This is a genomic window from Microbacterium sp. NPDC089698 (assembly GCF_044749045.1).
Classification (GTDB): Bacteria; Actinomycetota; Actinomycetes; order Actinomycetales; family Microbacteriaceae; genus Microbacterium.
Genome location: NZ_JBIVHE010000001.1, coordinates 230,213 through 255,352, shown reverse-complemented (window position 1 = coordinate 255,352; position 25,140 = coordinate 230,213). Strand labels below are relative to the sequence as shown.

At 70.4% G+C, this 25,140-nt stretch carries 23 protein-coding genes; 10 read left to right on the top strand and 13 right to left on the bottom strand.

The window, feature by feature from the left end; translation table 11 throughout:
• Positions 1-15 precede the first annotated feature (15 nt).
• A complete protein-coding gene (locus tag ACIPY5_RS01175) occupies positions 16-1,326 on the bottom strand; it encodes a citrate synthase (protein ID WP_400965699.1) in 1,311 nt (436 codons plus the stop codon).
• 131 nt (positions 1,327-1,457) lie between these two features.
• Between ACIPY5_RS01175 and ACIPY5_RS01170 the strand changes: the two genes are divergently transcribed.
• Complete coding sequence (locus tag ACIPY5_RS01170) at positions 1,458-2,618, top strand: citrate synthase (RefSeq protein ID WP_400965696.1); 1,161 nt, start codon at positions 1,458-1,460, stop codon at positions 2,616-2,618.
• Positions 2,619-2,643: 25 nt separating this feature from the next.
• Here ACIPY5_RS01170 and ACIPY5_RS01165 read toward each other — a convergent pair whose 3' ends face one another.
• Complete coding sequence (locus ACIPY5_RS01165) at positions 2,644-3,099, bottom strand: winged helix-turn-helix transcriptional regulator (protein WP_400965693.1); 456 nt, start codon at positions 3,097-3,099, stop codon at positions 2,644-2,646.
• Between the two features lie 82 nt (positions 3,100-3,181).
• Here ACIPY5_RS01165 and ACIPY5_RS01160 point away from each other — a divergent pair, with 82 nt between their 5' ends.
• From ACIPY5_RS01160 to ACIPY5_RS01150, 3 genes are all read left to right on the top strand, one after another.
• Positions 3,182-4,378, top strand: coding sequence for an MFS transporter (locus tag ACIPY5_RS01160; RefSeq protein WP_400965690.1), 1,197 nt, complete (start codon positions 3,182-3,184; stop codon positions 4,376-4,378).
• Positions 4,379-4,629: 251 nt separating this feature from the next.
• Positions 4,630-5,106, top strand: a complete 477-nt coding sequence (locus tag ACIPY5_RS01155; RefSeq protein ID WP_400965687.1) for a hypothetical protein — start codon at positions 4,630-4,632, stop codon at positions 5,104-5,106.
• Positions 5,107-5,217: 111 nt separating this feature from the next.
• On the top strand, positions 5,218-6,510 hold the full coding sequence (locus ACIPY5_RS01150) for a serine hydrolase domain-containing protein (protein ID WP_400965684.1): 1,293 nt from the start codon (positions 5,218-5,220) through the stop codon (positions 6,508-6,510).
• Positions 6,511-6,698: 188 nt separating this feature from the next.
• Here ACIPY5_RS01150 and acnA read toward each other — a convergent pair whose 3' ends face one another.
• From acnA to dut, 4 genes are all read right to left on the bottom strand, one after another.
• Positions 6,699-9,563: an aconitate hydratase AcnA gene (acnA, locus tag ACIPY5_RS01145; RefSeq protein ID WP_400965681.1), complete on the bottom strand. Its 2,865-nt coding sequence runs from the start codon at positions 9,561-9,563 to the stop codon at positions 6,699-6,701.
• Between the two features lie 130 nt (positions 9,564-9,693).
• Positions 9,694-10,470: a DUF3159 domain-containing protein gene (locus tag ACIPY5_RS01140; RefSeq protein ID WP_400965678.1), complete on the bottom strand. Its 777-nt coding sequence runs from the start codon at positions 10,468-10,470 to the stop codon at positions 9,694-9,696.
• The gene (locus ACIPY5_RS01135) at positions 10,467-11,075 is read right to left on the bottom strand and encodes a DUF3710 domain-containing protein (protein ID WP_309341608.1); all 609 of its coding nucleotides are present in this window, start codon (positions 11,073-11,075) and stop codon (positions 10,467-10,469) included. The genes ACIPY5_RS01140 and ACIPY5_RS01135 overlap by 4 nt, the downstream gene beginning before the upstream one ends.
• Positions 11,072-11,527 (bottom strand): dUTP diphosphatase, encoded by a 456-nt coding sequence (gene dut / locus ACIPY5_RS01130; RefSeq protein WP_309341607.1) that lies wholly within the window; start codon positions 11,525-11,527, stop codon positions 11,072-11,074. The genes ACIPY5_RS01135 and dut overlap by 4 nt, the downstream gene beginning before the upstream one ends.
• Positions 11,528-11,539: 12 nt before the next feature.
• On the opposite strand from dut, the gene ACIPY5_RS01125 reads away from it, so the two are divergent.
• Positions 11,540-12,037: a DUF3093 domain-containing protein gene (locus ACIPY5_RS01125; protein WP_400965675.1), complete on the top strand. Its 498-nt coding sequence runs from the start codon at positions 11,540-11,542 to the stop codon at positions 12,035-12,037.
• 82 nt (positions 12,038-12,119) lie between these two features.
• Here the strand turns inward: ACIPY5_RS01125 and ACIPY5_RS01120 are convergent, their stop codons facing one another.
• The gene (locus tag ACIPY5_RS01120; protein ID WP_292717846.1) at positions 12,120-12,413 is read right to left on the bottom strand and encodes a DUF4193 domain-containing protein; all 294 of its coding nucleotides are present in this window, start codon (positions 12,411-12,413) and stop codon (positions 12,120-12,122) included.
• A 197-nt stretch (positions 12,414-12,610) separates the two neighbouring features.
• Here ACIPY5_RS01120 and sepH point away from each other — a divergent pair, with 197 nt between their 5' ends.
• On the top strand, positions 12,611-13,675 hold the full coding sequence (gene sepH / locus ACIPY5_RS01115; protein WP_400965671.1) for a septation protein SepH: 1,065 nt from the start codon (positions 12,611-12,613) through the stop codon (positions 13,673-13,675).
• 56 nt (positions 13,676-13,731) lie between these two features.
• Here sepH and ACIPY5_RS01110 read toward each other — a convergent pair whose 3' ends face one another.
• Positions 13,732-14,859 (bottom strand): alkaline phosphatase family protein, encoded by a 1,128-nt coding sequence (locus ACIPY5_RS01110; RefSeq protein WP_400965668.1) that lies wholly within the window; start codon positions 14,857-14,859, stop codon positions 13,732-13,734.
• Between the two features lie 81 nt (positions 14,860-14,940).
• Between ACIPY5_RS01110 and ACIPY5_RS01105 the strand changes: the two genes are divergently transcribed.
• The 3 genes from ACIPY5_RS01105 to ACIPY5_RS01095 all read left to right on the top strand — a co-directional run bounded on the left by ACIPY5_RS01105 (position 14,941) and on the right by ACIPY5_RS01095 (position 19,250).
• On the top strand, positions 14,941-17,388 hold the full coding sequence (locus tag ACIPY5_RS01105; RefSeq protein WP_400965665.1) for a DNA topoisomerase (ATP-hydrolyzing) subunit A: 2,448 nt from the start codon (positions 14,941-14,943) through the stop codon (positions 17,386-17,388).
• Entirely contained in the window at positions 17,385-17,906 is a 522-nt protein-coding gene (locus ACIPY5_RS01100) for an AAA family ATPase (protein WP_400965662.1), read from the top strand. Before ACIPY5_RS01105 ends, ACIPY5_RS01100 begins: the two co-directional genes overlap by 4 nt.
• 72 nt (positions 17,907-17,978) lie before the next feature.
• Positions 17,979-19,250, top strand: coding sequence for an LCP family protein (locus ACIPY5_RS01095; RefSeq protein ID WP_400965659.1), 1,272 nt, complete (start codon positions 17,979-17,981; stop codon positions 19,248-19,250).
• A gap of 46 nt (positions 19,251-19,296) precedes the next feature.
• On the opposite strand, the gene ACIPY5_RS01090 is transcribed toward ACIPY5_RS01095, so the two are convergent.
• Genes ACIPY5_RS01090 through ACIPY5_RS01080 form a run of 3 tightly spaced genes read right to left on the bottom strand, consistent with a single transcriptional unit; the run spans position 19,297 to position 22,826 of the window.
• Positions 19,297-20,208, bottom strand: coding sequence for an arginase family protein (locus tag ACIPY5_RS01090; protein ID WP_400965656.1), 912 nt, complete (start codon positions 20,206-20,208; stop codon positions 19,297-19,299).
• 12 nt (positions 20,209-20,220) lie between these two features.
• Complete coding sequence (locus ACIPY5_RS01085; RefSeq protein ID WP_400965653.1) at positions 20,221-20,697, bottom strand: GNAT family N-acetyltransferase; 477 nt, start codon at positions 20,695-20,697, stop codon at positions 20,221-20,223.
• Entirely contained in the window at positions 20,697-22,826 is a 2,130-nt protein-coding gene (locus ACIPY5_RS01080) for a type IIA DNA topoisomerase subunit B (RefSeq protein WP_400965650.1), read from the bottom strand. Before ACIPY5_RS01080 ends, ACIPY5_RS01085 begins: the two co-directional genes overlap by 1 nt.
• 183 nt (positions 22,827-23,009) lie before the next feature.
• On the opposite strand from ACIPY5_RS01080, the gene ACIPY5_RS01075 reads away from it, so the two are divergent.
• A complete protein-coding gene (locus ACIPY5_RS01075; RefSeq protein ID WP_045272992.1) occupies positions 23,010-23,222 on the top strand; it encodes a hypothetical protein in 213 nt (70 codons plus the stop codon).
• Between the two features lie 109 nt (positions 23,223-23,331).
• On the opposite strand, the gene ACIPY5_RS01070 is transcribed toward ACIPY5_RS01075, so the two are convergent.
• Together ACIPY5_RS01070 and ACIPY5_RS01065 are read right to left on the bottom strand one after the other, a co-directional pair.
• Positions 23,332-24,381: an alanine racemase gene (locus tag ACIPY5_RS01070; protein WP_400965647.1), complete on the bottom strand. Its 1,050-nt coding sequence runs from the start codon at positions 24,379-24,381 to the stop codon at positions 23,332-23,334.
• Positions 24,369-25,091 carry an alanine racemase gene (locus ACIPY5_RS01065; RefSeq protein WP_400965644.1) on the bottom strand — a complete coding sequence of 241 codons (723 nt, stop codon included), beginning with the start codon at positions 25,089-25,091 and terminating at the stop codon, positions 24,369-24,371. Before ACIPY5_RS01065 ends, ACIPY5_RS01070 begins: the two co-directional genes overlap by 13 nt.
• Between the last annotated feature and the right edge of the window lie 49 nt (positions 25,092-25,140).

The following is a 25,140-nucleotide window of genomic DNA, read 5'->3' as shown; positions in this document are numbered from 1 at the left end:
CAGCACCGATCCAGCCTACCGAGCATTGCTCCCGGACCGCTGGAGATCCGCCGCATCCGGGCCGACGTAGTGGCCGATCGGCCGCAACCGCAGCGGTGCGCGCGCATACTCGTCCTGCGCGTGCGCGCACCAGCCTGCGGAACGCGCGACGGCGAACACCGTCTCCCCCGCATCGGCGGGCATCTCCCAGGCCAGGGCCATCACGGCGAGCGCCAGATCGACCGTCGGATGAAGACCGGTCCTGGCACGCACGACGGTCACGACCTGCTCGGCCACCTGCAGCGCCGCCTCCGCCCGCGGATCCGCGGTCTCCCGCATCAGTCGCAGCAGCAGCCGCGCCCGCGGGTCGCCCTCCGGGTACAGCAGCTGGCCGAATCCCGGGATCCCCGCCCCGCCGAGACGGGTCGCGGTCGCGACCGCCGAGGCAGGATCCGCTCCGTCCCGCACCTGCCGGAGGAGGGCGTGCACCGCGGCGCTCACCGCACCGTGCAGGGCCGAATCGAGCGCGCCGAACCCGGCTGCCACGACGGCGTAGGGGTGCGCACGCGCCGAGGCCGCCGCCCGGGCGGCGAGAGTCGACGCGGCCATGTCGTGGTCGACGAGCACCACGAGCGCGGCGTCCAGCACGCGCAGGCGGGCGGGACTGGCCGGCAGGGCGGTGAGACGTGGCCAGAGCCGTGCGGCGACCGATGTCGCGGGCGTGTCTGTCGAGAGGGCGGAGGCCGTCCCGCCTCTCTCGACGTCGAGCCGCGGGAGGGCATCCACGAGGCCGGCGACGAGCCGTGTCGCGACCCGGGCCACCGTCTCCGCACGGAGGTCGTAGCGCTCCGGATCCTCCGCCGCGAGAGCCGCGACCGCCGCGAGGAGTCGGCTGAACGCCCCGGCCCCGGCCGGCAGCGCCGCGAGCATATGGCGCGCCGCGTCGCTCCCCGGCCCCTCGAGCGGAGGAGCGTCCGCCTGCGGCAGGTCAGTGCGCTCGAAGAGCCAGCGCACGACGGCGTCGAACCTCGGCTCTCCGCCCTCCTCCGCGACCAGCTCATCGATCGGCACTCCGCGGATCCAGAGCTCGCCGTCCTCGATCAGCGCGATGTCGGTGTCGATCACCGCGAGCGGGCTTCCGTCGGCTCCGGCCGGGCGTGCCGCCCCGTGCGACGGCGAGGTCACCCGGCGACGGGCGCGGGCGAAGCGCTCGACCTCCAGGGGATCGAACAGCGAGCCGTGCGCGCCGCGCTCTCGTGCGATCAGCCCTCGGGAGACGTAGGCGTAGAGCGTCTCGGTCCGCACTCCGAGACGCGCTGCGGTCTGCGCCGCCGTGAGCGCATCCATCCGGACCGCCTCTCATTGATTCGATCAACATTGACGATATCCGGATCCATTATGCATCGTGAGCGAAGAGCCGCATCGCGACTCCGAGCAGAACCGAGCCGCCATCCGCGACTCACCAGAGAGGAGCCGACATGGCCATCACGATCGATCGCAACGACACGCATCTCATCGACGTCCCGCGCGGGCTCACGAACGTCGTGGTCGCAGAGACCGCGATCGGCGACGTGCGCGGTGAGGAGGGGTTCTTCCACTACCGCGGCGTGTCGGGCGTGGAGCTGGCCGCTGCGGCGCGATTCGAGGACGCGTGGAGCCTCGTCGCCCTCGGCGCCCTGCCACAGAGCGACGCCGATTCCCGCGCCTTCCGCACCCGCACCGCCTCTGCGCGGGCGATTCCCGACCACCTGCGCAGCGCGCTGTCGGCGATCGCGGGTTCGGGGCTGGATCCCATGGCCCAGTTGCGCACCGGGCTCGCTCTGGTCTCGGCCGCCGACGGCCGACGCGCGCTCTACGACGAGACCGACGAGGAGCGCGTCGAGGACACGATCCGTCTCGCCGCGGTGGCGCCGTCCCTGATCGCGGCACTGCACCGGCGGAGTCGGGGTCAGGATCCGATCGCGCCGGACGCCGGGCTCGACCCCGTCTCCGACTACCTGCGCATGCTCACGGACGCCGTGCCCGACGCCCGCCTCGCCACCGCCCTCGCCACGTACCTGACGGCCGCGATCGATCACGGCTTCAACGCCTCGACGTTCACGGCACGGGTGATCGCATCGACCGGTGCCGACCTCGCCTCGTGCGTCGGCGGGGCGCTCGGCGCGCTGTCGGGGCCGCTGCACGGTGGCGCACCCGCGCGCACGCTGGACATGCTGGACGAGATCGGCACCCCGGATCGCGCCGAGGCGTGGGTGCGCGAGCGCGTCCAGGACGGCGGGCGGATCATGGGCTTCGGGCATGCCGTCTATCGCACCGAGGATCCCCGGTCCCGCCTGCTGCGCGGCGTCGCCCAGCAGCTGCGCGCCGATGGGCTGGCCTCGGATCGCGTCGACCTGGCCGTGACGGTGGAGCAGACCGTGCTGCGGGTCCTCGACGAGCTCAAGCCCGGCCGCGCCCTCCGCACCAATGTCGAGTTGTACGCCGCGGTGGTGATGGAGGCGTGCGGGATCCCTCGGGAGCTGTTCACGCCGACGTTCGCCTCGGCACGACTCATCGGCTGGGGCGCTCACGCCCGCGAGCAGGTGCAGGACGGCAAGATCCTCCGCCCTTCGTCCCGCTACACCGGGCCGTCCGCCTGAGGGCGGCGTGGCGAGGCGACGCCGATCAGCCGCGTCCGATGACCGCGGTCGTGTCCATGTCGACGCCGTCGCCGTTCACGTCGACCGGATGCAGCGGGGCGAGCGGCCGGCCTGCCTCGTCCACGACAACGGAGTGCGCCTCGCCGGGCGCGAACATGTGCCGCTCCCCCCACTGACGTATCGCCAGGATGGCGGTGAAGAAGTCCCGGCCCTCGTCCGTGAGCACGTAGACCTGCCGGCGCCCGGAAGCCGCCGGCTCCCGCCGCAGGATCCCGCGATCGACGAGACGTCGAAGCCTGTCGGTGAGGATGTTGCGCGCGACCCCGGTTCGCTGTTGGAAGTCGGTGAATGAGCGCGCGCCGTCGATCGCGTCGCGGATGACGAGCAGGCTCCAGCGGTCCCCGACGATGTCGAGCGTGCGCGCGACCGGACAGGTGGGGTCGGTCCAGGTCATACCGTCGACGAGTGCGGTCGGGTTCATCGCGCCTCCCAATGAGTTGCAGATCGAAACCAGTCTGCCGTAGTCTCCGATTAGTTGCAATTCGCTACTGATTGGAGAGTCCGTGCTCATCACCTCCGGCCGAAAGTTCCTGCTCGCGGTGGTCTGCGCCGTGGCCGTCGCGACGATCTACGTCGCCCAGCCGGTCCTCGCGGAAATCGGGACGGGATTGGGCGTTCCCGAGTCCGACCTCGGATGGATCGTCGCCGCAGGACAGGTCGGCTACGTGGTCGGCTTGGCCGTTCTCGTCCCCCTCGGCGACATGTGGGATCGACGACGGCTCATCGGGATGCAGTTGCTCCTCGCCGCTGCCGGCACCCTGTTGGCGGCATTCTCCCTCTCCTCGTGGATGCTGCTCGTCGGTCTCGCCACGACGGGCCTGTTCGCCGTCGTCGTCCAGACGGCCGTGGCCTTCGCCGCCGACCTCTCGAGCCCCGCGGAGCGCGGGCGCACGCTCGGGGCGGTCACCTCCGGCGTGATCCTCGGAATACTCGGCGCGCGGGTGCTCGCCGGCGCTGTCGCCGACCTGTGGGGCTGGCGAAGCATCTACGTCGGGCTGACTCTGTTGCTCATCGCGCTCGCCCTGTTCGTCCTGTGGCTGCTGCCCGCGGATCGCCGTCCGCACCGGAAGACCTACCGTGGCGTCGTGAGCTCACTCGGGCAGCTCTTCCGCGAACCGCTCTTCGTGTCACGAGGGTCGATCGCCTTCTTCCTCTTCGCGTCCTTCGGCACCCTCTGGAGCGGACTCGCGCTGCCGCTGTCCGCGGATCCCTGGCGGCTGTCCCCGGCCCAGATCGGCGCCTTCGGCATTGCAGGGCTCGTCGGTGCGCTGGGCGCGACGCGCGCCGGCCGCTGGGCGGACACTGGCCGAGCGGACCTGGTGACCGGTGTCTCGCTTGGGCTGCTCGCGGCGTCGTGGATCGCTTCCGCCCAGGCGTCCTGGTCGCTGCCTCTGGTGATCCTCGGCGTCATCGTCCTCGACTTCGCAGTCCAGGCCGCCCACGTCAGCAACCAGAGCCTGCTGACGTCCGCTCACCCGAATGAGACCAGCAGCGTCATCGGCGGCTACATGATGTTCTACTCGCTCGGATCCGCTCTCGGCGCGACGACCACGACCGCTCTCTACGCCACGGCAGGATGGACCGGATCCGCTGTGCTCGGTGCGGTGTTCGCGCTCGGCGGCCTCCTCGCCTGGCCGCTCGGGCGGAAGACGGTCGCGAAGACACCTTGCAATCCGTGCGATGACGGATCCGCCGCGTGATCTGACGCGGGAGGCGCGCTTGCTCGGCTAACATGACGCCGACGCTCAGGGGGGATTCAGTGCAGCACACAGGTTTCAGATCCCCCTCGCGCTCGGCCTTGCGCGCAGCGCGGGTGCTCGAGTTCTCGCCGTTCGCTGCCGCCGCCGGACTCCTCCTCGCCTTCATCGTCAGTGCCGCATTCGCATCGCTCGCACTGACGATGGCCGGTCTCGGTGGGCTCGGAAACCCATTGGTCGTCATGTTGACCGTCATGACGTGCACCCGAGCGGTCGTCCTGCTCGCCGTCGGTGCGAGCGCGATCGTGCTCGCAGGGGCGCAGACAAGGCGCGGACCGCGAAGAGGGCTGGCATGGGCGACGATCGGGGTGGCGGCTGCCTCCTGTGCACTCTTCTTCGCCGATGCGCTCCTCACAATGCACCGTTTCCTGCCGTTCGGTAGCGGGCTCGCGACCCCGGATGCCGACTCGTGGGCCGGCGGCATCGCCTGGGGTGCCCGAGGCATCGGCGCCGCCACGCTCGTGGGACTCGTTCTGATCCTCCGCGCACGCGGCGGCCTCCCCCGGTGGGGGCTCCCGCTCATCGTCGCGATCCTCCTCTCGCCGCTCCTCCATCTCGTCAGCATCGAGATCCTCGACGGCGTGGCCTTCTTCCTGTTGATCTGCACCGTCGGTACGGCATGGCGGCTGCAGTTCGAAGCCGAGGCGGCAGGTGCGATGGACGGAGCGTGAGGAGTCCGTTGATCGAGGAACGGCCGCAGGTCTATGCTCGGCGCCAGGCGAACCCGACCCGACCGCCGGTGCGCCTGGGCATTCCGCGATTCTGGATCCGAGAGGGCGAACGTGAACGCGCAGACACCGGCATCCCGCACCTCTCCCGGACGGCGAACGGTGCTGATCGTCGCCGGCGCAGCGATCGTCGCGCTCGTCGTCGCGATCGGCTGGATCGTCTGGCGGCCCGGCGGTGCTGCCGCCCCCACGGCGACGGCCTCCCCCGCGCCGCAGAGCATTGCGAACGAGCGCGTCGACGCGATCGTCCGCGATGCGATGAAGGCCGAGAGCCTCAAAGCGGTGATCGTCCGGGTCACGGTCGGCGGCAAGGTCGTCGCGATGCAGGCCTTTGGGGACTCGATGACCGGAGTCCCCGCCACGACCGACATGCACTTCCGCAACGGCGCCGTGGCGTTCGAGTACGTCTCCACGCTGCTCCTCGAGTACGTCGACGAGGGCAGAATCACGCTCGACGACACCGTCGACAGGTGGATGCCCAGCCTGCCGGAGTCGCACAAGGTCACGCTCCGGATGCTGACGAACCAGACCACCGGGTATCCCGACTTCGAGACGGACCCGGAATGGACCGCCGCGTACAACGCCGACCCCTTTCACGAGTTCACATTCGACGAGCGGCTGAAGGACGCGTTCAATCGCCCGCTGCAGTTCGAGCCCGGCGCCAACTGGAGCTACGCGCACACGAACTTCATGATCCTCGGCCACATCCTGTCGATGATCGGCGGCGCTCCGCTCGACCAGCTGCTGCAGACCAAGGTCCTCGGGCCGATGGGCCTGACGCAGACCGCGGCCTACAGCACGGCGACAGTGCCGGAGCCGGTGCTCCACGCCTACAGCTCAGAGCGCCGCGTGGCCCTCGGCATCCCCCCGTCGATGCCCTTCACAGAGGAGTCGACCTTCTGGAATCCCGCCTGGGGCACGCCGATCGGCGCGGCGGAGACGACCACGATCACCGACATGGCGACGACGGCCGTCGCGGTCGGCACCGGCAAGCTGCTGTCTTCGAAGAGCTTCCACGAGATGACCGATTCGAAGCTCATCGGCTTCGGGACGCCGCTGCCCGTCTGCGCCGGATCCTGCTTCACCCAGGTCGAAGGCTACAACTACGGACTCGGGGTGGTGCGATCCGGATCCTGGCAGCTGCAGAACCCGCTGCTCAGCGGATACAGCGCGACCGAGGCGTATCTGCCGTCGAAGAAGATCGCGGTCGCCGTGGCCACGACCTTCCTGCCGGGCGCGTTCGACGCGAACGGCGTCTACGACAACGCGAGCGACCGGCTGTTCCGGCAGATCGCCACGGAGCTCGCACCGGACGACCCGCCGCCGACGCTGCCGGCGAAGAAATGACGGGATCCCCCGACGAATGCAGGATCGTGCCACGCATGCACGATCGATTCGGCGAACAGCGCCTGCAAACGTGACAAGGTCGTGCAAGTGGCCGCGATGCCGGAGCGGATGCCGACGCGCGCGACGCGAGCCGGATACGCGAACGGGGCCGGCTCCCGAAGGAACCGGCCCCGACTCGTACGCGTGGATCAGACCAGCGAACGCAGCACGTACTGCAGGATGCCGCCGTTGCGGTAGTAGTCGGCCTCACCGGGGGTGTCGATGCGGACGACCGCGTCGAACTCGATGGGCTGCTTGCCCTCGGGCGAGAACTCGCTCGGGGTCGCGGTGACCTTGACCGTCTTCGGGGTGGTGCCGTTGTTCAGCTCCTCCAGGCCCTCGATCGAGACGATCTCGGTGCCGTCGAGGCCCAGCGACTCCCAGGACTCGCCTGCGGGGAACTGCAGCGGGACGACGCCCATGCCGATCAGGTTCGAGCGGTGGATGCGCTCGAAGCTCTCGGTGATGACCGCCTTGACGCCGAGGAGGTTGGTGCCCTTCGCCGCCCAGTCGCGGGAGGATCCGGATCCGTACTCCTTGCCGCCGAAGATCACCAGCGGCGTGCCCTGCTCCTGGTAGTTCGTCGAGGCGTCGAAGATGTACGCCTGCGGGCCACCGGCCTGGGTGAAGTCGCGGGTGAAGCCGCCCTCGATCTGCTGACCGTCGTTGACGGCCTTGACGAGCGCGTTCTTCAGGCGGATGTTCGCGAACGTGCCGCGGATCATCACCTCGTGGTTGCCGCGGCGCGAGCCGAAGGAGTTGAAGTCCTTCTGCGCGACGCCGTGCTCCGTGAGGTACTGGGCGGCAGGCGTGCCCGCCTTGATGTTGCCGGCCGGCGAGATGTGGTCGGTGGTGACCGAGTCGCCGAGCGTCGCCAGCACGCGTGCGCCGGTGATGTCGGTGACGGGGGCGGGCGTCGCCTCCATGCCGTCGAAGTACGGCGCCTTGCGCACGTAGGTCGAATCGGCATCCCACTCGAAGATCGGGCCGGTCGGGGTGGGCAGGCTCGTCCAGCGCTCGTCGCCGTCGAAGACGGTGGCGTACTGCTTGATGAACTGGTCGCGCGAGATCGAGGAGTCGATGATCTGCTGCACCTCGGTCGGGTCGGGCCAGACGTCCTTGAGGAACACCTCGTTGCCGTCGCCGTCGGTGCCGAGCGCCTGGGTGTCGAAGTCGAAGTTCATCGACCCGGCCAGTGCGTAGGCCACGACCAGCGGCGGGCTCGCGAGGTAGTTCATCTTCACGTCCGGGCTGATCCGGCCCTCGAAGTTGCGGTTGCCGGAGAGGACGGCGGTGACGGCGAGGTCGTGCTCGTTGATCGCGGCGGACACCTCGTCGATCAGCGGGCCGGAGTTTCCGATGCAGATCGTGCAGCCGTAGCCGACCGTGTAGAAGCCGAGGCCCTCGAGGTCCTTGTCGAGGCCGGACTTCTCGTAGTAGTCGGTCACCACCTTGGAACCGGGGCCGAGCGTGGTCTTGACCCACGGCTTCTGCTTCAGCCCCTTGGCGAGGGCGTTGCGGGCCAGAAGACCGGCGGCGATCATGACCGACGGGTTGGACGTGTTGGTGCACGACGTGATCGCCGCGAGCGTCACGGCGCCGTTGTCGAGGATGTACTTCTGCCCGTCCGGAGTCTTCACCTTGACCGGCTTCGACGCGGTCTTCGGAGAACCCGAGGAGAGCGTCGGGATCTCGTTGGTCTCGACCTCCTCGCCGGGGACGGAACCGGGATCCGACGCCGGGAAGGATCCGGAGTCCGCGACGTCGATCGGGCCGGTCGCGTAGTTCAGGATGTCCTTCTCGAACTGCGCCTTCGACTCGGACAGCAGGATCCGGTCCTGCGGGCGCTTCGGACCGGCGATCGAGGGCACGACCGTCGACAGGTCGAGCTCGAGGTACTCGCTGAAGCTGGGCTCGTTCGCGGCGTCGTGCCAGAGCTTCTGCTCCTTGGCGTACGCCTCGACGAGGGCCACGGCCTGCTCGTCGCGCCCGGTCAGGCGCAGGTAGTCGAGCGTGACGTCGTCGATGGGGAAGATCGCGGCGGTCGAGCCGAACTCCGGCGACATGTTGCCGATCGTGGCGCGGTTGGCGAGCGGCACGGAGGCCACGCCGGCGCCGTAGAACTCGACGAACTTGCCGACCACGCCGTGCTTGCGCAGCATGTCGGTGATCGTCAGCACGACGTCGGTCGCGGTGACGCCGGCGGGGATCTCGCCGGTCAGCTTGAAGCCGACGACGCGCGGGATGAGCATCGACACGGGCTGTCCGAGCATCGCGGCCTCGGCCTCGATGCCGCCGACGCCCCAGCCCAGCACACCGAGGCCGTTGACCATGGTGGTGTGCGAGTCGGTGCCGACGCAGGTGTCGGGGTAGGCGCGCAGAACGCCGTCGACGGTGCGGTCGTAGATGACCTTCGCCAGGTGCTCGATGTTGACCTGGTGCACGATGCCGGTACCCGGGGGGACGACCTTGAAGTCATCGAAGGCGGTCTGGCCCCAGCGCAGGAACTGGTAGCGCTCGCCGTTGCGCTCGTACTCGATCTCGACGTTGCGCTCGATCGCGTCGGGACGGCCGAACAGGTCGGCGATCACGGAGTGGTCGATGACCATCTCGGCCGGGGACAGCGGGTTGATCTTGCTCGGGTCGCCGCCGAGCGCGGTGACGGCCTCGCGCATCGTGGCGAGGTCGACGATGCAGGGCACGCCGGTGAAGTCCTGCATGACGACGCGAGCCGGCGTGAACTGGATCTCCGTGTCGGGCTGCGCCGACGGGTCCCAGGAACCGAGAGCCTCGATCTGAGCCTTCGTCACGTTCGCGCCGTCCTCGGTGCGAAGCAGGTTCTCCAGGAGGACCTTGAGGCTGAACGGGAGCTTCTCGAAACCTTCGACCGTGTCGATCCGGAAGATCTCGTAGTCGGTGCTGCCGACCGTCAGGGTGCTCTTGGCACCGAAGCTGTTCACCGTGGACACGGATCCGTCTCCTTCTGTTCGGATGGAAGCGACAGGCGACTCCATCTTGCTCGCCCGCTCCCCCGCGCGGCTAGCAAGGCGGGCCTTACCAGTCTGCTCTCGTGGACAGGCGAACGAAAGGTGTCGATTTATCTTGACGTCAAGATAAATCTAGCACGGCGGACAGCGCGCGGAGTCACTCCTGGCGCGTGTCGGCGTCCTGCTTGTGCGGGTACAGCGCGCGCACCAGCAACCAGGTCACGGCGACCATCGGCGCGAAGAGCGGCAGCCCCATGATGAGCTTCAGCGTGCCGAGCGCCTGCACGTTCCCGGAGAAGTACAGCGGCAGCTGGACGCCCAGCCGCGCATAGAACAGCGCGGCCCAGGCGATCGTGATCCAGAAGAAGGCGCGGCGCTTGCGCTTGTCGGCGCGCCAGCCGCGCACGTCCCCCATGAGGAAGCCCGCGGCGAGGCCGATGAGCGCCCAGCCGACGAGCGCCGACACGAGCAGCACGGTGCCATAGGCGGCATTGGTGAAGAAGCCGGGGACGAAGTTGTCCTGACCGCGGCCCGTCCACAGTGCGAGTCCCGCGGCGACGGCGACCGCGACGAGCCCGCCGAGCGCCGACGCCGCGGGCGAGCGCTGCAGCAGGCGGATCACGGAGAAGACCGCGGCGAGCCCGACCGAGACCACGAGCGATAGCCAGAGCGGATCCGGTCGCAGGGTGTAGATGACGAGGAACGCCGCGCTGGGCAGGACGGACTCGAAGACCCCGCGCCACCCGCCCATCGCGCTCCACACGACGTGCCCGGTGCTCGCGCCCGAGTTCGGGTCGATGCCCAGGCGCTGTGCGGCCCCGCCGAGCGCCGCGCCGAGGCTCTGCACGGCGTCGGGGGCCGGCGGCGGCGCATACTGCTCCGCCAGCGCGGCGTCGGGCGCGCGCTCCGGCTCCTCGGGCCGCGACGCGCTCACGCCGTGCCGGGGGCTGCGGGCATGCGCAGCGGGATGAGGTCACGAGGAGGCATGGGAGCCCCGCCGCGGACCACGACGATCGAGCGGAACAGATCCTCGACGGCGGCGGCCGCGGACTCGTCGGACGCCGCGGCTCCGCCGATCACGCCGCGGAGGAACCAGCGAGGGCCGTCGACCCCGACGAACCGGGCGAGCCGCGTGACGGCGGTGTCGCCGGCGACCGCGGGGATCTCGGCCAGGAGCTCGGAACCGAGGGCGCCTTCGCGCTCGGTCACGGTGCCGCCCTGCTGGGCGATCTGCTCCTGGATCTGCGCACGGGTCTCGTCCCAGAGACCGCTCGTCCGCGGCGCCGCGAAGGGCTGCACCTGGAGGGTGGAGTCCGCGTAGTCGAGGCCCACGGCCACGATGCGCTGGGTCTGCTCCTCGACCTCGAGACGCAGGTTCAGCCCCTCGCGCGGAAGGATCTTGATGGCACCCAGGTCGATGTAGGGACGGACCGGGTTGGCCTCGCTCTCGTCGAACGGACCGTCGACCGCGCGGTCGCGGACGGGCGCCTCGGGGGCGTCGTCCGCGGGCTCGATCCCGGACGTGGTGTCGTCACTCATGCGTTCTCCTGGCTCTGGGTCTGATAGCCGGTGGATCCGAATCCGCCTGCTCCGCGCGCCGACTCGTCCAGCGCGTCGACCGGGATGAACCGGGCTCGGGTGACGGGCATGACGATCAGCTGGGCGATCCGATCACCGACCGCGACATCGTACGCCGCATTGCTGTCCGTGTTCAGCAGGCTCACCTTGATCTCGCCGCGATAGCCCGCATCGACCGTGCCCGGGGAGTTGACCACGGTGATGCCGTGCTTCGCCGCGAGCCCGCTGCGCGGTACCACGAAGGCCGCGAATCCCTCGGGAAGGGCGATGCTCACGCCCGTGCCCACGAGCGCGCGCTGCCCCGGTTCGAGCCGCAGCGCCTGGGTCGAGACGAGGTCGGCGCCCGCATCGCCGGGGTGGGCGTAGACGGGAAGCTGGGGCGCGATAATGGGAACGTCCACGGATTCGGTCACGGAAAGAGGCTAATGCAGAACGCAGCACGCGAAGCCGGAGCCGCCTCCGCGGCCGTCCGCTACCGCGAACGTCTCGCGCCGAGTCTGTGGCTGTTCCTCGCCGCCGCTCTCGGCGGTCCCATGCTGGCCCTCGTCTTCGTACCGGCCGGTTCCGGCATCGCGCTCGCCATCGGCGTCGCCGCGACGCTCGCGATCATCGCGCTGATGATCGCCGGATCCCCGAGCGTCGCGGTCGAGCAGAACGTGCTGCGCGCGGGCCGCGCCTGGATCGACGCGTCCTGGCTGGGCGAGCCCGAGATCCTCACGGGCGAGGAGGCACGCCAGGCGCGCGGACCCGGACTTCCGGCCCGCGGCTGGCATCTCATCCGCGGCGGCATCGACGGCGTGGTCGTCGTGCCGAACACGGATCCCGCGGACCCCGCGCCGAGCTGGACCATCTCCTCCCGCACGCCGGATCGCCTCGCCGCGGCGATCGACGCGGCCCGCGCTTCGGCGAACCCGCCGGCCTGAACCGGTCTCGGCCGACACTCCGCCGCAGAACGCAGAACGCGCCCGGAACCGAAACGGTCCGGGCGCGAGCAGCGAAGAGGAATCAGGCCGCGCATTCCTTGCAGATCGGGCCTGTCTTGTCCTCGTGGTCGAGCTGCGAACGATGCTTCACGAGGAAGCAGCTGACACAGGTGAACTCGTCCTCCTGCGGGGGCAGCACCACGACGTCGAGCTCGACGTCGGAGAGATCGGCTCCCGGAAGGTCGAATCCGCCAGGGTTGTCCGAGTCCTCGACGTCGATCGAACCCGACAGCTTGTCGGGGACGCGCTCCTTGAGAGCCTCGATCGACTCGCTCTCGTCTTCGCTCTTGCGCGGGGCGTCGTAATCGGTTGCCATGGGGTGGATCTCCACTTTCATCCTGCGAGTGGCGGGTGCCGGGGGTGTTCGGCGGCCCATAGTTTGCATGACATGCGTCCAAATCGCAAATGCCACTCTCTCTGCGCATCAGAACTGGCGGCACGCCCGCGATATTCCCGGCCGTGGGTGCAGTGCATGACACCATGAACCGACACTCATTCTGAGGGGCTGAAGCCATGGAACACGTCACGATCGTCGGCGCGGAAGACGACGTCCTCGTCCTCGCCACCGAGTCGGGAGAGCGATTCGCACTCCCGATCGACGAGGTGCTGCGCGCGGAACTGCGCCGGGCCAAGGCGGGTCGCGAGGAGAAGGCGCCGCCGCTGGCGGCGAGCCCTCGCGAGATCCAGGCGCACATCCGCGCCGGGATGTCCGCGGCCGAGGTCGCCGAGCTGCTCGGCGTCGCCCTCGAAGCGGTGCAGCGGTTCGAGAGCCCCGTGCTCGCCGAGCGCGAGCACATCGTCGGTCAGGCCCTCGCCGTGCCGGTGCTGATCGGCAGCGAGGTCGAACCGGACGCGCAGCCGACCTTCGGCGTGGCGATCCGCGCCAAGCTCGCCGAGCTCGCGGCCTCCGACGAGCGCTGGGCCAGCTGGAAGGACGACACCGGCTGGGTCATCAAACTCGAGTTCCGCGCGAACGACGTCGAGCACGACGCGCGGTGGAGCTTCGACCCGCGCCGCAGCGCGCTCGCGCCGCTCAACGCCGACGCCACGCAGCTGTCCCGCCAGGGCGCCCTGCCCGAAGGCCTGATCCCCCGCCTCCGCGCGCTCGACAAGGAGCGCTCGTCGCCGTACAAGGACGACACGCGCTTCGATTCCGGGGCGTTCGGCCCGCGTCTCGTCCCGGCGCCCGCCGCTCCCGCCGCCGCAGAGGACGACGGTGTGGCCGAGGCCCCGGAGCCGAGGTCCGCACGCCATCCGCAGACCTCGTCGAACGCGCAGGAGGCGGCGACGCGCAGCGCATCCTTCGCTCCGTCGACGCCGTCCGACACCGCCGACCTGCTGGAGGCCCTGCGCCGCCGCCGCGGTCAGCGAGAAGCGCGGCCCTCGGTCGAGGAGGAGCCGGAGGAGATCCGCCCGCTCGCCCTGTTCGAGGCCCTGGAGCCCGGCTACGAGCCCGATGCCGAACCGGAGGAGTCGCCCGCGCCCGTGTCGATCGACGCCGACTCGGGACCGCGTCGGCGTCGGCGCGAGATGCCGTCCTGGGACGAGATCGTCTTCGGCGCGCGCAGCGACGACTGACACTCCGCCGGGGCAGATCGCCGCGAACCGGCGCGGAGCGCTCGGTGCACGGGGGATCAGCGCGCGAACGCCCCGAAGCGGAGCAGCGGCACGCGCAGCTCCTCAGGCGTGAGCGAACCGTGCTGGCCGATCATGCCCTGCGACCGCTGGTCCTCGGCGGTCCCGTCGTACAGCGCCCACAGCCCGCGCGCCGGCACCACGAGATCGCCGATCCGCTCCAGTGCTTCCGGAGTCGGCTCCGATCCGAACAGTCCGCGCTCGATGGCCTGAGCCCTCGTCAGCACGTCCGCGGCGCCCTCGACCCCCGAGGCCCACACGGCCGCGATCTCGTCGGTGCGAGCGGGATCCTCGACGTAGACGTGCAGCATGCGAGGCTCCCCCGCGATCGCCGCGACGCCATCGTGCAGACGGCTGCGCTCGTCGAGGATGAGGTGACGGGTGCGAGGGACGTCGACCATGCCGTGGTCGGCGGTGATGAGCACGCCCACGTCGTCCGGCATTCGCACCGGGATCGCGGCGTCCAGCTCCTCGAGCGCTCCGACCCACTCCGCCGACGCCATGCCGTGCTTGTGCCCGGCCTTGTCGGCCTCGGGGAGGTAGCAGTACACGAGTGAGCCGTCGTGCTCCTCGGCCAGGCTCAGAGCCAGGGCGACGCGCTCCGCCGCCGTGCGTGCGGAGTGGAACGCGGCGCCGCGCAGGGTCGCCGCGGAGAAGCCGCTGCCCGAGTACTCGGGAAGCCCCACGGCGAACGCGGGGCGCCCCGCCTCGGACGCGGTCTCGAAGACGGTGGGCGTGCGCTGCCAGTCGGCCGGGTCCACGCGGGCCTTCTCCCAGCCGGAGAGCTGGTTCACGAGGACTCCGGTGTGGGGATCCCTGACCTCGTAGCCGACCAGCCCGTGCCGCCCCGGATCCACCCCGGTGAGCAGGCTGGTGAGAGCGGCCGCGGTGGTCGACGGGAACACGCTGGAGAGCACGTCCTTCTTCGTCATCGCGCCGATCAGCCGCCGGGCATGGCCCGCGTGGCCTCGCAACGGGATCGCCCCCAGGCCGTCCATGACCACGAGCACGACCGACCGGACGGCCGGCAGCACGCCGTCACGGCCGTCCAGGGCGCCGAATAGGTCGTGCGCCACCCCGGTGATGCTCCGGGGCGACGGCGGGATCGCCGGTAGCATGAGGGTCATCCGAGCCAGTCTCCCACAGAGCCCGGCACGGCTCCGGCGTCGAGAACCGCTCCGCCGCCGCCCGAGACCCGCAGGAAGCCCATGCCCCGCACGACCACGCCGCCCGAGCCGATCGAAGAGCGCATCCAGGACATCGATCTGTCGAGCGAGATGCAGGGCTCCTTCCTGGAGTACGCCTACTCGGTCATCTACTCCCGCGCCCTGCCGGATGCGCGCGACGGCCTCAAGCCCGTGCAGCGCCGGATCCTGTTCCAGATGGCGGAGATGGGCCTGCGCCCGGATCGCGGTCACGTCAAGAGCGCGCGCGTCGTCGGCGACGTCATGGGCAAGCTGCACCCGCACGGCGACTCCGCGATCTACGACGCCCTGGTGCGCCTGGCGCAGCCGTTCGCCCTGCGCCTGCCCCTCGTCGACGGGCACGGCAACTTCGGGTCGCTCGACGACGGCCCCGCCGCCTCCCGTTACACCGAGGCGCGTCTCGCGCCGTCCTCGCTCGCGCTCACCGAGAGCCTGGACGAGGACGTGGTCGACTTCGTCCCCAACTACGACGGCCAGTTCCAGCAGCCCTCGGTGCTGCCGGCCGCGTTCCCGAACCTGCTGGTCAACGGCGCGAGCGGGATCGCCGTCGGCATGGCGACCAACATGGCGCCGCACAACCTCATCGAGGTCGTCGCGGCGGCCATCCACCTGCTCGAGCACCCCGAGGCGACGACCGAGGAGCTCATGGAGTTCGTCCCGGGCCCCGACTTCCCGTCGGGCGGCATCGTGATGGGCCTCGACGGCGTCCGCGACGCCTATGCCAACGGCCGCGGAGCATTCAAGGTGCGCGGCAAGGTCTCGATCGAGCCGCTCGGGCCGCGCCGCACCGGCATCGTCGTCACCGAGCTGCCGTACATGGTCGGCCCTGAGCGCGTGATCGAGAAGATCCGCGACGCCGTCCAGTCGAAGAAGCTCCAGGGCATCAGCGACGTCAACGACCTCACCGACCGCAATCACGGCATGCGGATCCAGATCGGCATCAAGACCGGCTTCGACCCGAACGCCGTGCTCGAGCAGCTGTACCGGCTCACGCCCATCGAGGACTCGTTCAGCATCAACAACGTCGCCCTCGTGGACGGGCAGCCGCGCACGCTCGGGCTCAAGGAGCTGCTGAGCGTCTACGTGCGGCACCGCCTCGAGGTCGTCACGCGACGCAGCCAGTACCGCCTCGCCCGCCGCGAGGAGCGCCTGCACCTCGTCGAGGGCCTCCTGATCGCGATCCTCGACATCGACGAGGTCATCCAGGTCATCCGTTCATCGGATGACTCGGAACAGGCCCGCACGCGCCTGCAGAGCGTCTTCGACCTCAGCGAACGGCAGGCCGAGTACATCCTCGAACTGCGACTGCGCCGCCTGACCAAGTTCTCCCGCATCGAGCTCGAGACCGAGCGCGACGCGCTCCTCGCGGAGATCGCGGCGTTGCGGGAACTGCTCGACAGCGAGGCTCTGCTGCGCGGCCAGGTCGCGACCGAGCTCGACGCGGCGGCCGAGGCGTACGGCACCCCGCGCCGCACCCTGCTGCTGAACGCCGCACCGCCCAAGGCGCGCGCGACCAAGGGTCCCGTCGACACCCAGATCGCCGACGCGCCGACGGTCGTCGTGCTGTCCACGACTGGACGCGCCGTGCGGGTGGATCTCGAGCCCGGTCAGGACCTCTCCCCCGCCACGCGCCGCAGCAAGCACGACGCGATCCTCGCGACACTCGCCACGACGACCCGCACCGAGATCGGCGCGGTCACGACGGCGGGACGCGTGCTGCGCTTCACGGCCATGGACCTTCCCTCCGTGCCGTCCGCGTCGGTGCATCTCGCCGCGGGCGTGCCGCTGCGCGACTACATCGGTCTGCTCGACAAGAGCGAGCGGATCCTCGCGCTCGTGCGCTTCGACGACGACACGCCGATCGCGCTGGGCACCCGCACGGGTGTCGTCAAGCGCGTGGTGCCGTCCTCGCTCGCCGTCAAGCCCGAACTCGAGATCATCGGCATGAAGCCGGGCGACGCGGTGGTGGGAGCCGGCGCCGCTCCCGACGACGCCGAGCTCGTCTTCGTGACGAGCGACGCGCAGCTGCTCCACTTCCCGGCCTCCGGCGTGCGTCCGCAGGGCGCTCCGGCCGGCGGCATGGCGGGCATCAAACTCGGCGCGAAGGCCGAGGTGATCGCCTTCTCCGTGCTCGCGCAGGGCGAGGACGCCCTCGTCGTGACCGTGTCCGGCGCCACGGGCATGATCCCCGGCACGGATGCCGGGCGCGCCAAGTCGTCCCGGTTCGCGGAGTTCCCCGGCAAGGGTCGCGCCACCGGCGGCGTCAGGGCGCACGCCTTCCTGAAGGGCGAGGACCGCCTGACCCTGGCCTGGGTCGGCGCAGAACCCGCGCTCGCTGTCGGGCCGGACGGATCCGCGCGCGACCTGCCCGAGAGCGGCGCGAAGCGCGACGGATCGGGACAGCCGATCGATGGCGTCATCGGCTCGATCGGTGCGGCTCTGGGCGCATGACCGGCTCGATCGTGATCGTCTCCGGGCTTCCCGGCGTCGGCAAGACCACGGTCGCCCGCGAGCTCGCGACGCGAGCGACGCGAGGTGCGCATCTCGACACCGACCAGATCGGCGAGACGCTCATCCTCTCGGGGCTCGTCGCACCGGGACAGGGGCCGGCGGAGGAGGCCGATCGGCAGCTGACCCTGCGCCGACGGAACATCGCAGATCTCGCCCGCAACTTCGCCCTAGCGGGGTTCGACGTGGCGATCTCCGATGTCGTGCTGTGGCCCGAGCTCCTGGAGCAGTACCGCGCGGCGATCGACCTGCCGCTGCGGTTCGTGCTCCTCACCGCGACGGCCGACACGATCGCCGGTCGCGACGCCGGACGAGACAAGCACGTCGCCGAGCAGTGGTCTCATCTCAGGGAGGCTCAGGACGACTTCGACGCTCCCGGCCTACGGCTGGACACGACTGGTCTCGACCTCGACGAGACGCTCGACGGGATCCGCGCACGCTGGGATGACGCGCTGATCTGACGACGACCGGTCGCCCCATCCGGCGGCGCCGAGCGATTTGCCCCTCTGCGCCGTGACCGGCACCATGTGAGCATGACGCCCCGAAACCGACGTCCCGTCGCCGGCCACGGCCAGCTGCCCCGCCCGGCCGCCTGGAGCCAGCTGCTGAAGATGCTCGGCGTGGTGGCGATCGTGGTGCTCGTCTCCGGTGTCTCCGTGGTCGGGTACGTCGCGTACGACCTCGGACAGACGTTCAGCGACCACGCGGTCGCCCTCGACGGCGACGAGTCGGTACCGCCGGACATCGGCGCGATCACGGGCGGCGTGAACATGCTGCTCGTCGGCAGCGACGTCTGCGAGGACGACTTCAAGGACGGCTTCGGCAACCGCTGTTCCGACCCTGAGAACGGAGGCGAGCGCAACGATACGAACCTCGTGCTGCACATCTCCGACAGCCCGCGCCGGGTGACCGTCATCACCTTCCCGCGCGATCTCATGATCACGATCCCCTCCTGCACGGATTCCGACGGGAACGCCAGCGAGGAGCGTCCGAAGGAGGCGCTCAACGAAGCCATCGGGATCGGCGGTCCGAAGAACGGTCTGGCCTGCGTCGCCCGCGCGATCACCAAGGTCTCCGGCCTGGACATCCAGTTCGCCGCCAGGGTCACCTGGGGCGGCGTCATGAAGATCACCGACGCGATCGGCGGCGTCGACGTGTGCGTCGCGAACGGCATCAGCGACCCGGAGAACACGGGACTCGAACTCGGTCCCGGCACGCACACCCTGCAGGGCTACTGGGCGCTGCAGTTCCTCCGGGTCCGCCACGGCGTGGGCGACAACGGCGACCTCAGCCGTGGCAGCAACCAGCAGGTGTACATGTCATCGCTCGCGCGCAAGATGACCTCGAGCCAGGTGCTGGGCAATCCCGGCACGCTGCTCAGGCTCGCGAACACCGTGATGACGAACGTCACCCCCAGCGCCAAGCTCACCAGCCCCACCTTGCTCGTGCAGATCGCCCTGGCGATGAAGGACGTGCCGCTCGACCAGATCAACTTCGTGAACTACCCGGTCCTGGACGACCCGGACAATCCCGGCGTCAAAGTCGTGCCCGACCGTGAGAGCGCCGACCAGTTGTGGGCGGCGCTCGCGGCGAACCAGCCGATCCAGGTCACGGGACAGCGCGACGCGGTCGTCTCCGCGGCCGAGGCTCCCGCCGTCCCTCCCACCGAGCCCGCCACCGGGACCGATGCGGGCACGACGCCGACACCTGGTGCGACCGCAGGCCCCGTCGCGCTGCCGCAGAACATCTCCGGGCAGTCGGCCGCGCAGCAGACGTGCTCGAACGGCAACGGATCCGCGGGCTGACCCCCTCGCGGCGGACGCGGCGCTAGGCGTCGATGCCGACGGGCACCTACTCCTGGACGAGCGCTGACCCCAGATCCGCGAACCCCTCCGCGACCACCCTGGCCACCGTGCGTGCGTACACGCCATCCGGATCCAGATCCGGATCGAAGACCGTGACGGCGGCTCCCCAGGCGTGCGGAGCAAGCGCGACGAGCAGCCCGATCAGCTCATCCGGCGAGAGACCGCCCGGATCGGGGCTGTCCACGGCGGGCATGTGCCGCGGATCCAGCACATCGACGTCGACCTGGATCCAGTAGCCGCGGTCCAGGCCGTCGAGCGCACGCACCCGAGATGCGGCCCTGGCACCGCCGTGCAGGATGACGTCGTCGGCCGGCACCACGAGCCCTATGGTCCCGCGCAGCTCCTCCGCGTGCGGATCCTCATAACGGCAGCCGATGTGCGCTGTGCTCTCGGGCGCGAAGTACGGCCCGAGTCCGTCGATGTCGCTGAGCTCCGGCAGGTGCTTCCCGATCGCGGCGGCCAGGTCCTCCCCGGCGAGGCTCGCGACGCCGTCGCTGTTGCCCGGATGCCGGAAGTCCGTGTGCCCGTCGATGTGCACGAGCCCGCCGCCCCCGCTGACCCGGGTCGCGAGCCCCGCGGCGATCGCGAGGCTGCAGTCGCCGCCGAGGACGAGCGGAGCCTCACCGACCTCACGGATCTCGAACAGCCGGTGCGCGAGCCGGCGCGCGTGGTCGACGATCGCGGCCTGGTTGCGGATCGTGCCCGCGGATCGGCGTCCATTGTCGTCGATGTAGCGGCCCGGCAGAACAACGCCTGCGTCGATCGCGCCCTGCGCGTGCAGGAGCCGGTGCAATCCCGCCTCGCGGAGCGCTTCCGGCGCTTTGGCCGTGCCCGGTACGCCACCGCGCACGGGCGGCCGGAGCCCCAGGTTCGTGGGGGCGGAGACGACGGCGACCATCGGCTCAGTCTCTCAAGACGCCGCCGTGACGCCGGCAGACCCGCCAGGAGCGCGGCGCATCCAGATGTCGATCCCGTCGTCGTGCTCGGCCACGAAGCCGTGCCGTTCGTAGAGCCGTCGCGCGGCCGATCCGACGAGCACCTGCAGGCGCAGCGGACGCTCGGCGGGGACCTCGGCGAGCAACGTTCGCAGCACGGCGGATCCGATTCCGCGCCCCTGGTGCTGCTCGTCGAGGTAGAACATCTCCAGCCAGGACTCGTCGCCGTCGGGCCGCAGCGTGACCGTGCCCGCGACGTCCCCGCCGACAAGGATCATGCGCGTGCGCGCCGGGGAGAAGTGCTCGACGACCCTGGCACGCGACCGATCCGGATCCCATCCGACGAGCGGCTCCAGATCCCGGCGCAGGACGCGCTCCTTCAGCGCGGCCACCAGATCCACGTCCTCCGGGACCGCCACACGCAGCGCGAGGTCGGGCAGCGGCGCGCTCATCAGGCGTCGATGGCCTCGCGCGCCAGGCGGTCGGAGGAATCGATGATGAACTCGCGCCGCGGAGCGACCTCGTTGCCCATCAGGAGCTCGAACACGCGACCGGCCGCTTCGGCATCCTCCATGCGGACGCGCCGCAGCAGGCGACCGGACCGGTCCATCGTGGTCGACGCGAGCTGTTCGGCGTCCATCTCGCCGAGACCCTTGTACCGCTGGATCGGCTCGTGCCAGCGCTTGTTCTGCTTGCGCAGCTTGGCGAGGAGGGAGTGCAGTTCGCCCTCGCTGTAGGTGTAGATGGTCTCGTTCGGCTTGGATCCGGGGTTCATCACGATCACCCGGTGCAGCGGGGGCACGGCGGCGAACACGCGGCCGTCCTCGATGAGCGGGCGCATGTACCGGTAGAACAGCGTCAGCAGCAGGGTGCGGATGTGCGCGCCGTCGACATCGGCGTCGCTCATCAGGATGATCTTCCCGTAGCGCGCGGTCGAGAGGTCGAAGGAGCGGCCGGATCCGGCGCCGATCACCTGGATGATCGACGCGCACTCCACATTCGACAGCATGTCGCTGACCGAGGCCTTCTGCACGTTCAGGATCTTGCCGCGGATGGGCAGCAGCGCCTGGTACTCGCTCGTGCGGGCGTGCTTGGCCGTGCCGAGCGCGGAGTCGCCCTCGACGATGAACAGCTCGGTCTGGGCCACATCGGTGGAGCGGCAGTCGACGAGCTTCGCGGGCAGCGAGGACGACTCCAGCGCGTTCTTGCGACGCTGGGTCTCCTTGTGGGCTCGTGCGGAGACGCGCGCCTTCATCTCGGCGACGATCTTGTCCAGGAGCATCGAGGCCTGGTTCTTGTCATCGCGCTTCGTCGAGGAGAAGCGCTCGCCGAGCGCCTTGCGGACCACCTGCGCGACGATCGTCCGCACGGCCGGCGTGCCGAGCACCTCCTTGGTCTGCCCCTCGAACTGCGGCTCGGGGACGTTGACCGTCAGCACGGCCGTGAGGCCCGCGAGCACGTCGTCCTTCTCGAGCTTGTCGTTGCCCGCCTTCAGACGGCGCGCGTTCTGCTCGACCTGGGCGCGCAGAACCTTCAGCATCTCCTGCTCGAAGCCCTGCTGATGCGTCCCGCCCTTGGGGGTCGCGATGATGTTCACGAACGAGCGCGTGATCGTCTCGTAGCCGGTCCCCCAGCGGAGGGCGATGTCGACCTCGCAGACGCGCTCCACCTCGGTCGCGACCATGTGGCCGTCGGGCTGCAGCACCGGCACGGTCTCCTTGAAGGTGCCCTCGCCCTGCACCCGCCAGGTGTCGGTCACCGGCGCGTCCGTGGCGAGATACTCGACGAACTCCGCGATGCCGCCCTCGTAGTGGTACGAGGTCTCGTTCACCGCTTCGACGGCGTCGGCCCCGGCATCGGCACCGTCCTCGGGCGCCGCGGCGTGCGAGGCGCGCTCATCCCTCACGACGAGCTCCAGTCCCGGCACGAGGAACGCGGTCTGCCGCGCACGCGTCTCGAGCTCGGCGAGCTGGAACACCGCATCCTTCGTGAAGATCTGCCGATCCGCCCAGTAGCGGATCCGGGTGCCGGTCACGCCACGGGGCGCCTTGCCGATCACGCGCAGCTCGCTGTTGTCCTGGAACGGGGTGAACGGCGCGTCCGGCTGCTTCTCGCCCGCATCCGTAAAGATCCCCGGCTCGCCGCGCCGGAACGACATCGCGTAGACCTTGCCGCCGCGGTCGACCTCGACGTCGAGCCGCTCGGACAGGGCGTTCACGACGGATGCGCCCACGCCGTGCAGACCGCCGGAGGCGGCGTAGGAGCCCCCGCCGAACTTGCCGCCCGCGTGCAGCTTGGTGAAGACCACCTCGACGCCGGTGAGCCCCGTGCGCGGCTCGACGTCGACGGGGATGCCGCGGCCTCGATCGTGCACCTCGACACTGCCGTCGGGATGCAGGATGATGTCGATCTTCGAGCCGTTGCCCGCGACCGCCTCGTCGACGGCGTTGTCGATGATCTCCCAGAGGCAGTGCATCAGGCCCGGGGAACCGTTCGAGCCGATGTACATTCCGGGCCGCTTGCGGACGGCCTCGAGACCCTCGAGGACCTGGAGGTGGTGGGCGGAGTACTCGGCTGTCACAATCCCCCATCGTATCGAGGACCACGGACACCGCCCCGACGACACTCCTGGCCGTCATCCGCTCGTCACGCGGCGCGTACGCGGTGAGCGAAACACGCCGTCTCGCGGGCATGACTCCCAGCTCTGCGTGGTTGTATTGAGCACACTCCACACAGCGGACCCGAACAACGAGGAGGCATCGAGATGAACGCGACGACCGAACGGGATAGCACCGTCATCCCCCGCCTCACGGCGATGGACCGATGCGACTCCTGCGGAGCCCAGGCCTACATCGCCGCCGAGGTCAACGGCAGCGAGCTGCTGTTCTGCGCCCACCACGGGCGCAAGTACGAAGAGAAGCTCCGTGCGGTGGCCACGAGCTGGCACGACGAGACGTCGCGACTGCTCGAGTCCTGAATCCGCTCCCCAGACAGAAGCGCCCGGTGTCCTCGGACATCGGGCGTTTTCGTGTCCGCGCGGCCGCTGCGCGGACGCGGACCCGTGATGCTGCGGGACCGGACCGCGCTCAGCGGTACTCGCGTCGCACGTGCGGGGTGAGCCGGCAGAGGATCTCCTCCCCGACCGTGCCGATCGCCTCGGCGAGGGTCGTCGGTGACGACTCCCCGTGCGCACCTCGGCCGAAGACGACCACCTCGTCGCCGACCTCGGCGCCGGCCCAGCCCGCGATGCGCGCCGTGTCGGCGTCGACGACGAGGAGCGGCCGCGCCCCCGCAGGCGTGCCCACCTGCACGCGCCCGGCGAGGATGCTCGGCAGCCCGTCAAAGGATCCGATCCCGACGACGACCTCGTCGCCGTCGATCTCCCGCACCGGGGCCACGAGTTCCGCCGCGGGCGCGATCCCGGGCAGATCCGGTCCGTCCGCCGAGCGCACGCCGAAGCAGAAGGCACCCACCCGCACGAGCGACCCGCGCAGCTCGGGGCGGGCCCAGGTGGCGGCCGAAGCGGTCAGGTGACGGTAGGGCAGCTCCGCGCCGAGCTCCTCGGCGCGATGCACGGCGGCGAGGAAGCGAGCCTGCGCGGCGTCGTCCTCCTCGTCGCTCGCCTCGGCGAGGTGGCTCCAGGCGCCCACCAGCAGGATCCGTCGCGCCTCCTGAGCACGCAGCGCGATCTCGACGCCTTCGTCCCACTCGTCCGCCGACAGCCCGTTGCGGTGCAGCCCGGTGTCGACCTTGAGATGGATCCGCGCCACGGCGCCGAGCGCGCCGGCGCGCGCGATCACCCGGCGCAGGTAGTCCAGCGTCCCGACGCCGAGGTCCACCTCGGCGCGCAGGGCCGCGTCGATCTCTTCGTCGAGCGAGGTGACCCAGGCGAAGAGCCGGGGAGCGGCGCCGACCTCGTCGCGCAGCCGGAGCGCGGTCGGGATGTCGTAGGTGCCGAACCAGCCGACCCCCGCCTCCGCGGCGACGCGCGCGGCCCAGGGCGCGCCGAGACCGTAGCCGTCGTCCTTGACCACCATCATCAACGTGGACGGCGCGACGCGCGCGGTGACCGCCGCGATGTTGGCCCGCAGCACGGCTTCCTCGGCCCGCAGCACCGGTCCGGTCAGGCCTCCCATGAACGCTCCGTCCGCTGCCCCACGACGGCCACGAGTTCGCCGACGTCCATTCCGGTGATCCCCGCCCACTCCCGGGCCCCGGTCCGCATCGGACCAGAGCCGCCGAAGTACGTCGCCTCGGCACCGAGGGCGACCTCGGCCGCGCCGATGTCCACGACGCACACGTCCATGGCGATCCGGCCGACGATCGGGTGCACGAGCCCGTCGATCTCGACGGTCGCGCGGCTGCCGAGAGCGCGCACGACCCCCTGCGCATAGCCGCCCGTGATGAGCGCGAGACGCGAGTCCTCGAGCGCTCGGTGGATGTAGCCGTAGGAGACGCCGCCGCCGGCCGCGATCTCCTTGGTCGAGAGCACACGCCCGGCGACGCGCATCACGGGCGTCCCGGCGAGGTCGCCGTCCACATCCGGAAGACCGTAGAGGAGGTGCGGATCCAGGTCCGGCGCGTCGGTGCAGGTCGCCTCGATCCCCTCCGACCGCAGCAGGGCAAGCTCGGGCTCACCGTCCACGCGGACGCCGCGCGCTCCGGCCGAGACCACGGCCCTGGCGACATCCAGGAGACCGTGCCCCCACGCGTCGCGGCGGAGATCGGCGACGCCCGCTCCCCCGGCCGCAACGGCGGCCGCTGCGCCCGCGTCGAGCGCGGAACGGGAGATCAGCGAACGCAGCATCGCGCTCCGCGGCGGAGTGGCGGGGAGCGGCTCGTTCACCGTTCCACCCTACCTGCGCCCCTCCGCGCGAAACCGCCGGGCGGCTCTC

Bases quoted from the DNA above. Each gene is read 5' to 3' on its own strand.
- ACIPY5_RS01175 (WP_400965699.1), bottom strand. From the start codon at position 1,326: ATGGATGCGCTCACGGCGGCGCAGACCGCAGCGCGTCTCGGAGTGCGG.
- ACIPY5_RS01170 (WP_400965696.1), top strand. From the start codon at position 1,458: ATGGCCATCACGATCGATCGCAACGACACGCATCTCATCGACGTCCCG.
- ACIPY5_RS01165 (WP_400965693.1), bottom strand. From the start codon at position 3,099: ATGAACCCGACCGCACTCGTCGACGGTATGACCTGGACCGACCCCACC.
- ACIPY5_RS01155 (WP_400965687.1), top strand. From the start codon at position 4,630: ATGACGTGCACCCGAGCGGTCGTCCTGCTCGCCGTCGGTGCGAGCGCG.
- acnA (WP_400965681.1), bottom strand. From the start codon at position 9,563: ATGGAGTCGCCTGTCGCTTCCATCCGAACAGAAGGAGACGGATCCGTG.
- ACIPY5_RS01135 (WP_309341608.1), bottom strand. From the start codon at position 11,075: ATGAGTGACGACACCACGTCCGGGATCGAGCCCGCGGACGACGCCCCC.
- ACIPY5_RS01125 (WP_400965675.1), top strand. From the start codon at position 11,540: ATGCAGAACGCAGCACGCGAAGCCGGAGCCGCCTCCGCGGCCGTCCGC.
- ACIPY5_RS01120 (WP_292717846.1), bottom strand. From the start codon at position 12,413: ATGGCAACCGATTACGACGCCCCGCGCAAGAGCGAAGACGAGAGCGAG.
- sepH (WP_400965671.1), top strand. From the start codon at position 12,611: ATGGAACACGTCACGATCGTCGGCGCGGAAGACGACGTCCTCGTCCTC.
- ACIPY5_RS01110 (WP_400965668.1), bottom strand. From the start codon at position 14,859: ATGACCCTCATGCTACCGGCGATCCCGCCGTCGCCCCGGAGCATCACC.
- ACIPY5_RS01105 (WP_400965665.1), top strand. From the start codon at position 14,941: ATGCCCCGCACGACCACGCCGCCCGAGCCGATCGAAGAGCGCATCCAG.
- ACIPY5_RS01100 (WP_400965662.1), top strand. From the start codon at position 17,385: ATGACCGGCTCGATCGTGATCGTCTCCGGGCTTCCCGGCGTCGGCAAG.
- ACIPY5_RS01095 (WP_400965659.1), top strand. From the start codon at position 17,979: ATGACGCCCCGAAACCGACGTCCCGTCGCCGGCCACGGCCAGCTGCCC.
- ACIPY5_RS01090 (WP_400965656.1), bottom strand. From the start codon at position 20,208: ATGGTCGCCGTCGTCTCCGCCCCCACGAACCTGGGGCTCCGGCCGCCC.
- ACIPY5_RS01085 (WP_400965653.1), bottom strand. From the start codon at position 20,697: ATGAGCGCGCCGCTGCCCGACCTCGCGCTGCGTGTGGCGGTCCCGGAG.
- ACIPY5_RS01075 (WP_045272992.1), top strand. From the start codon at position 23,010: ATGAACGCGACGACCGAACGGGATAGCACCGTCATCCCCCGCCTCACG.
- ACIPY5_RS01070 (WP_400965647.1), bottom strand. From the start codon at position 24,381: ATGGGAGGCCTGACCGGACCGGTGCTGCGGGCCGAGGAAGCCGTGCTG.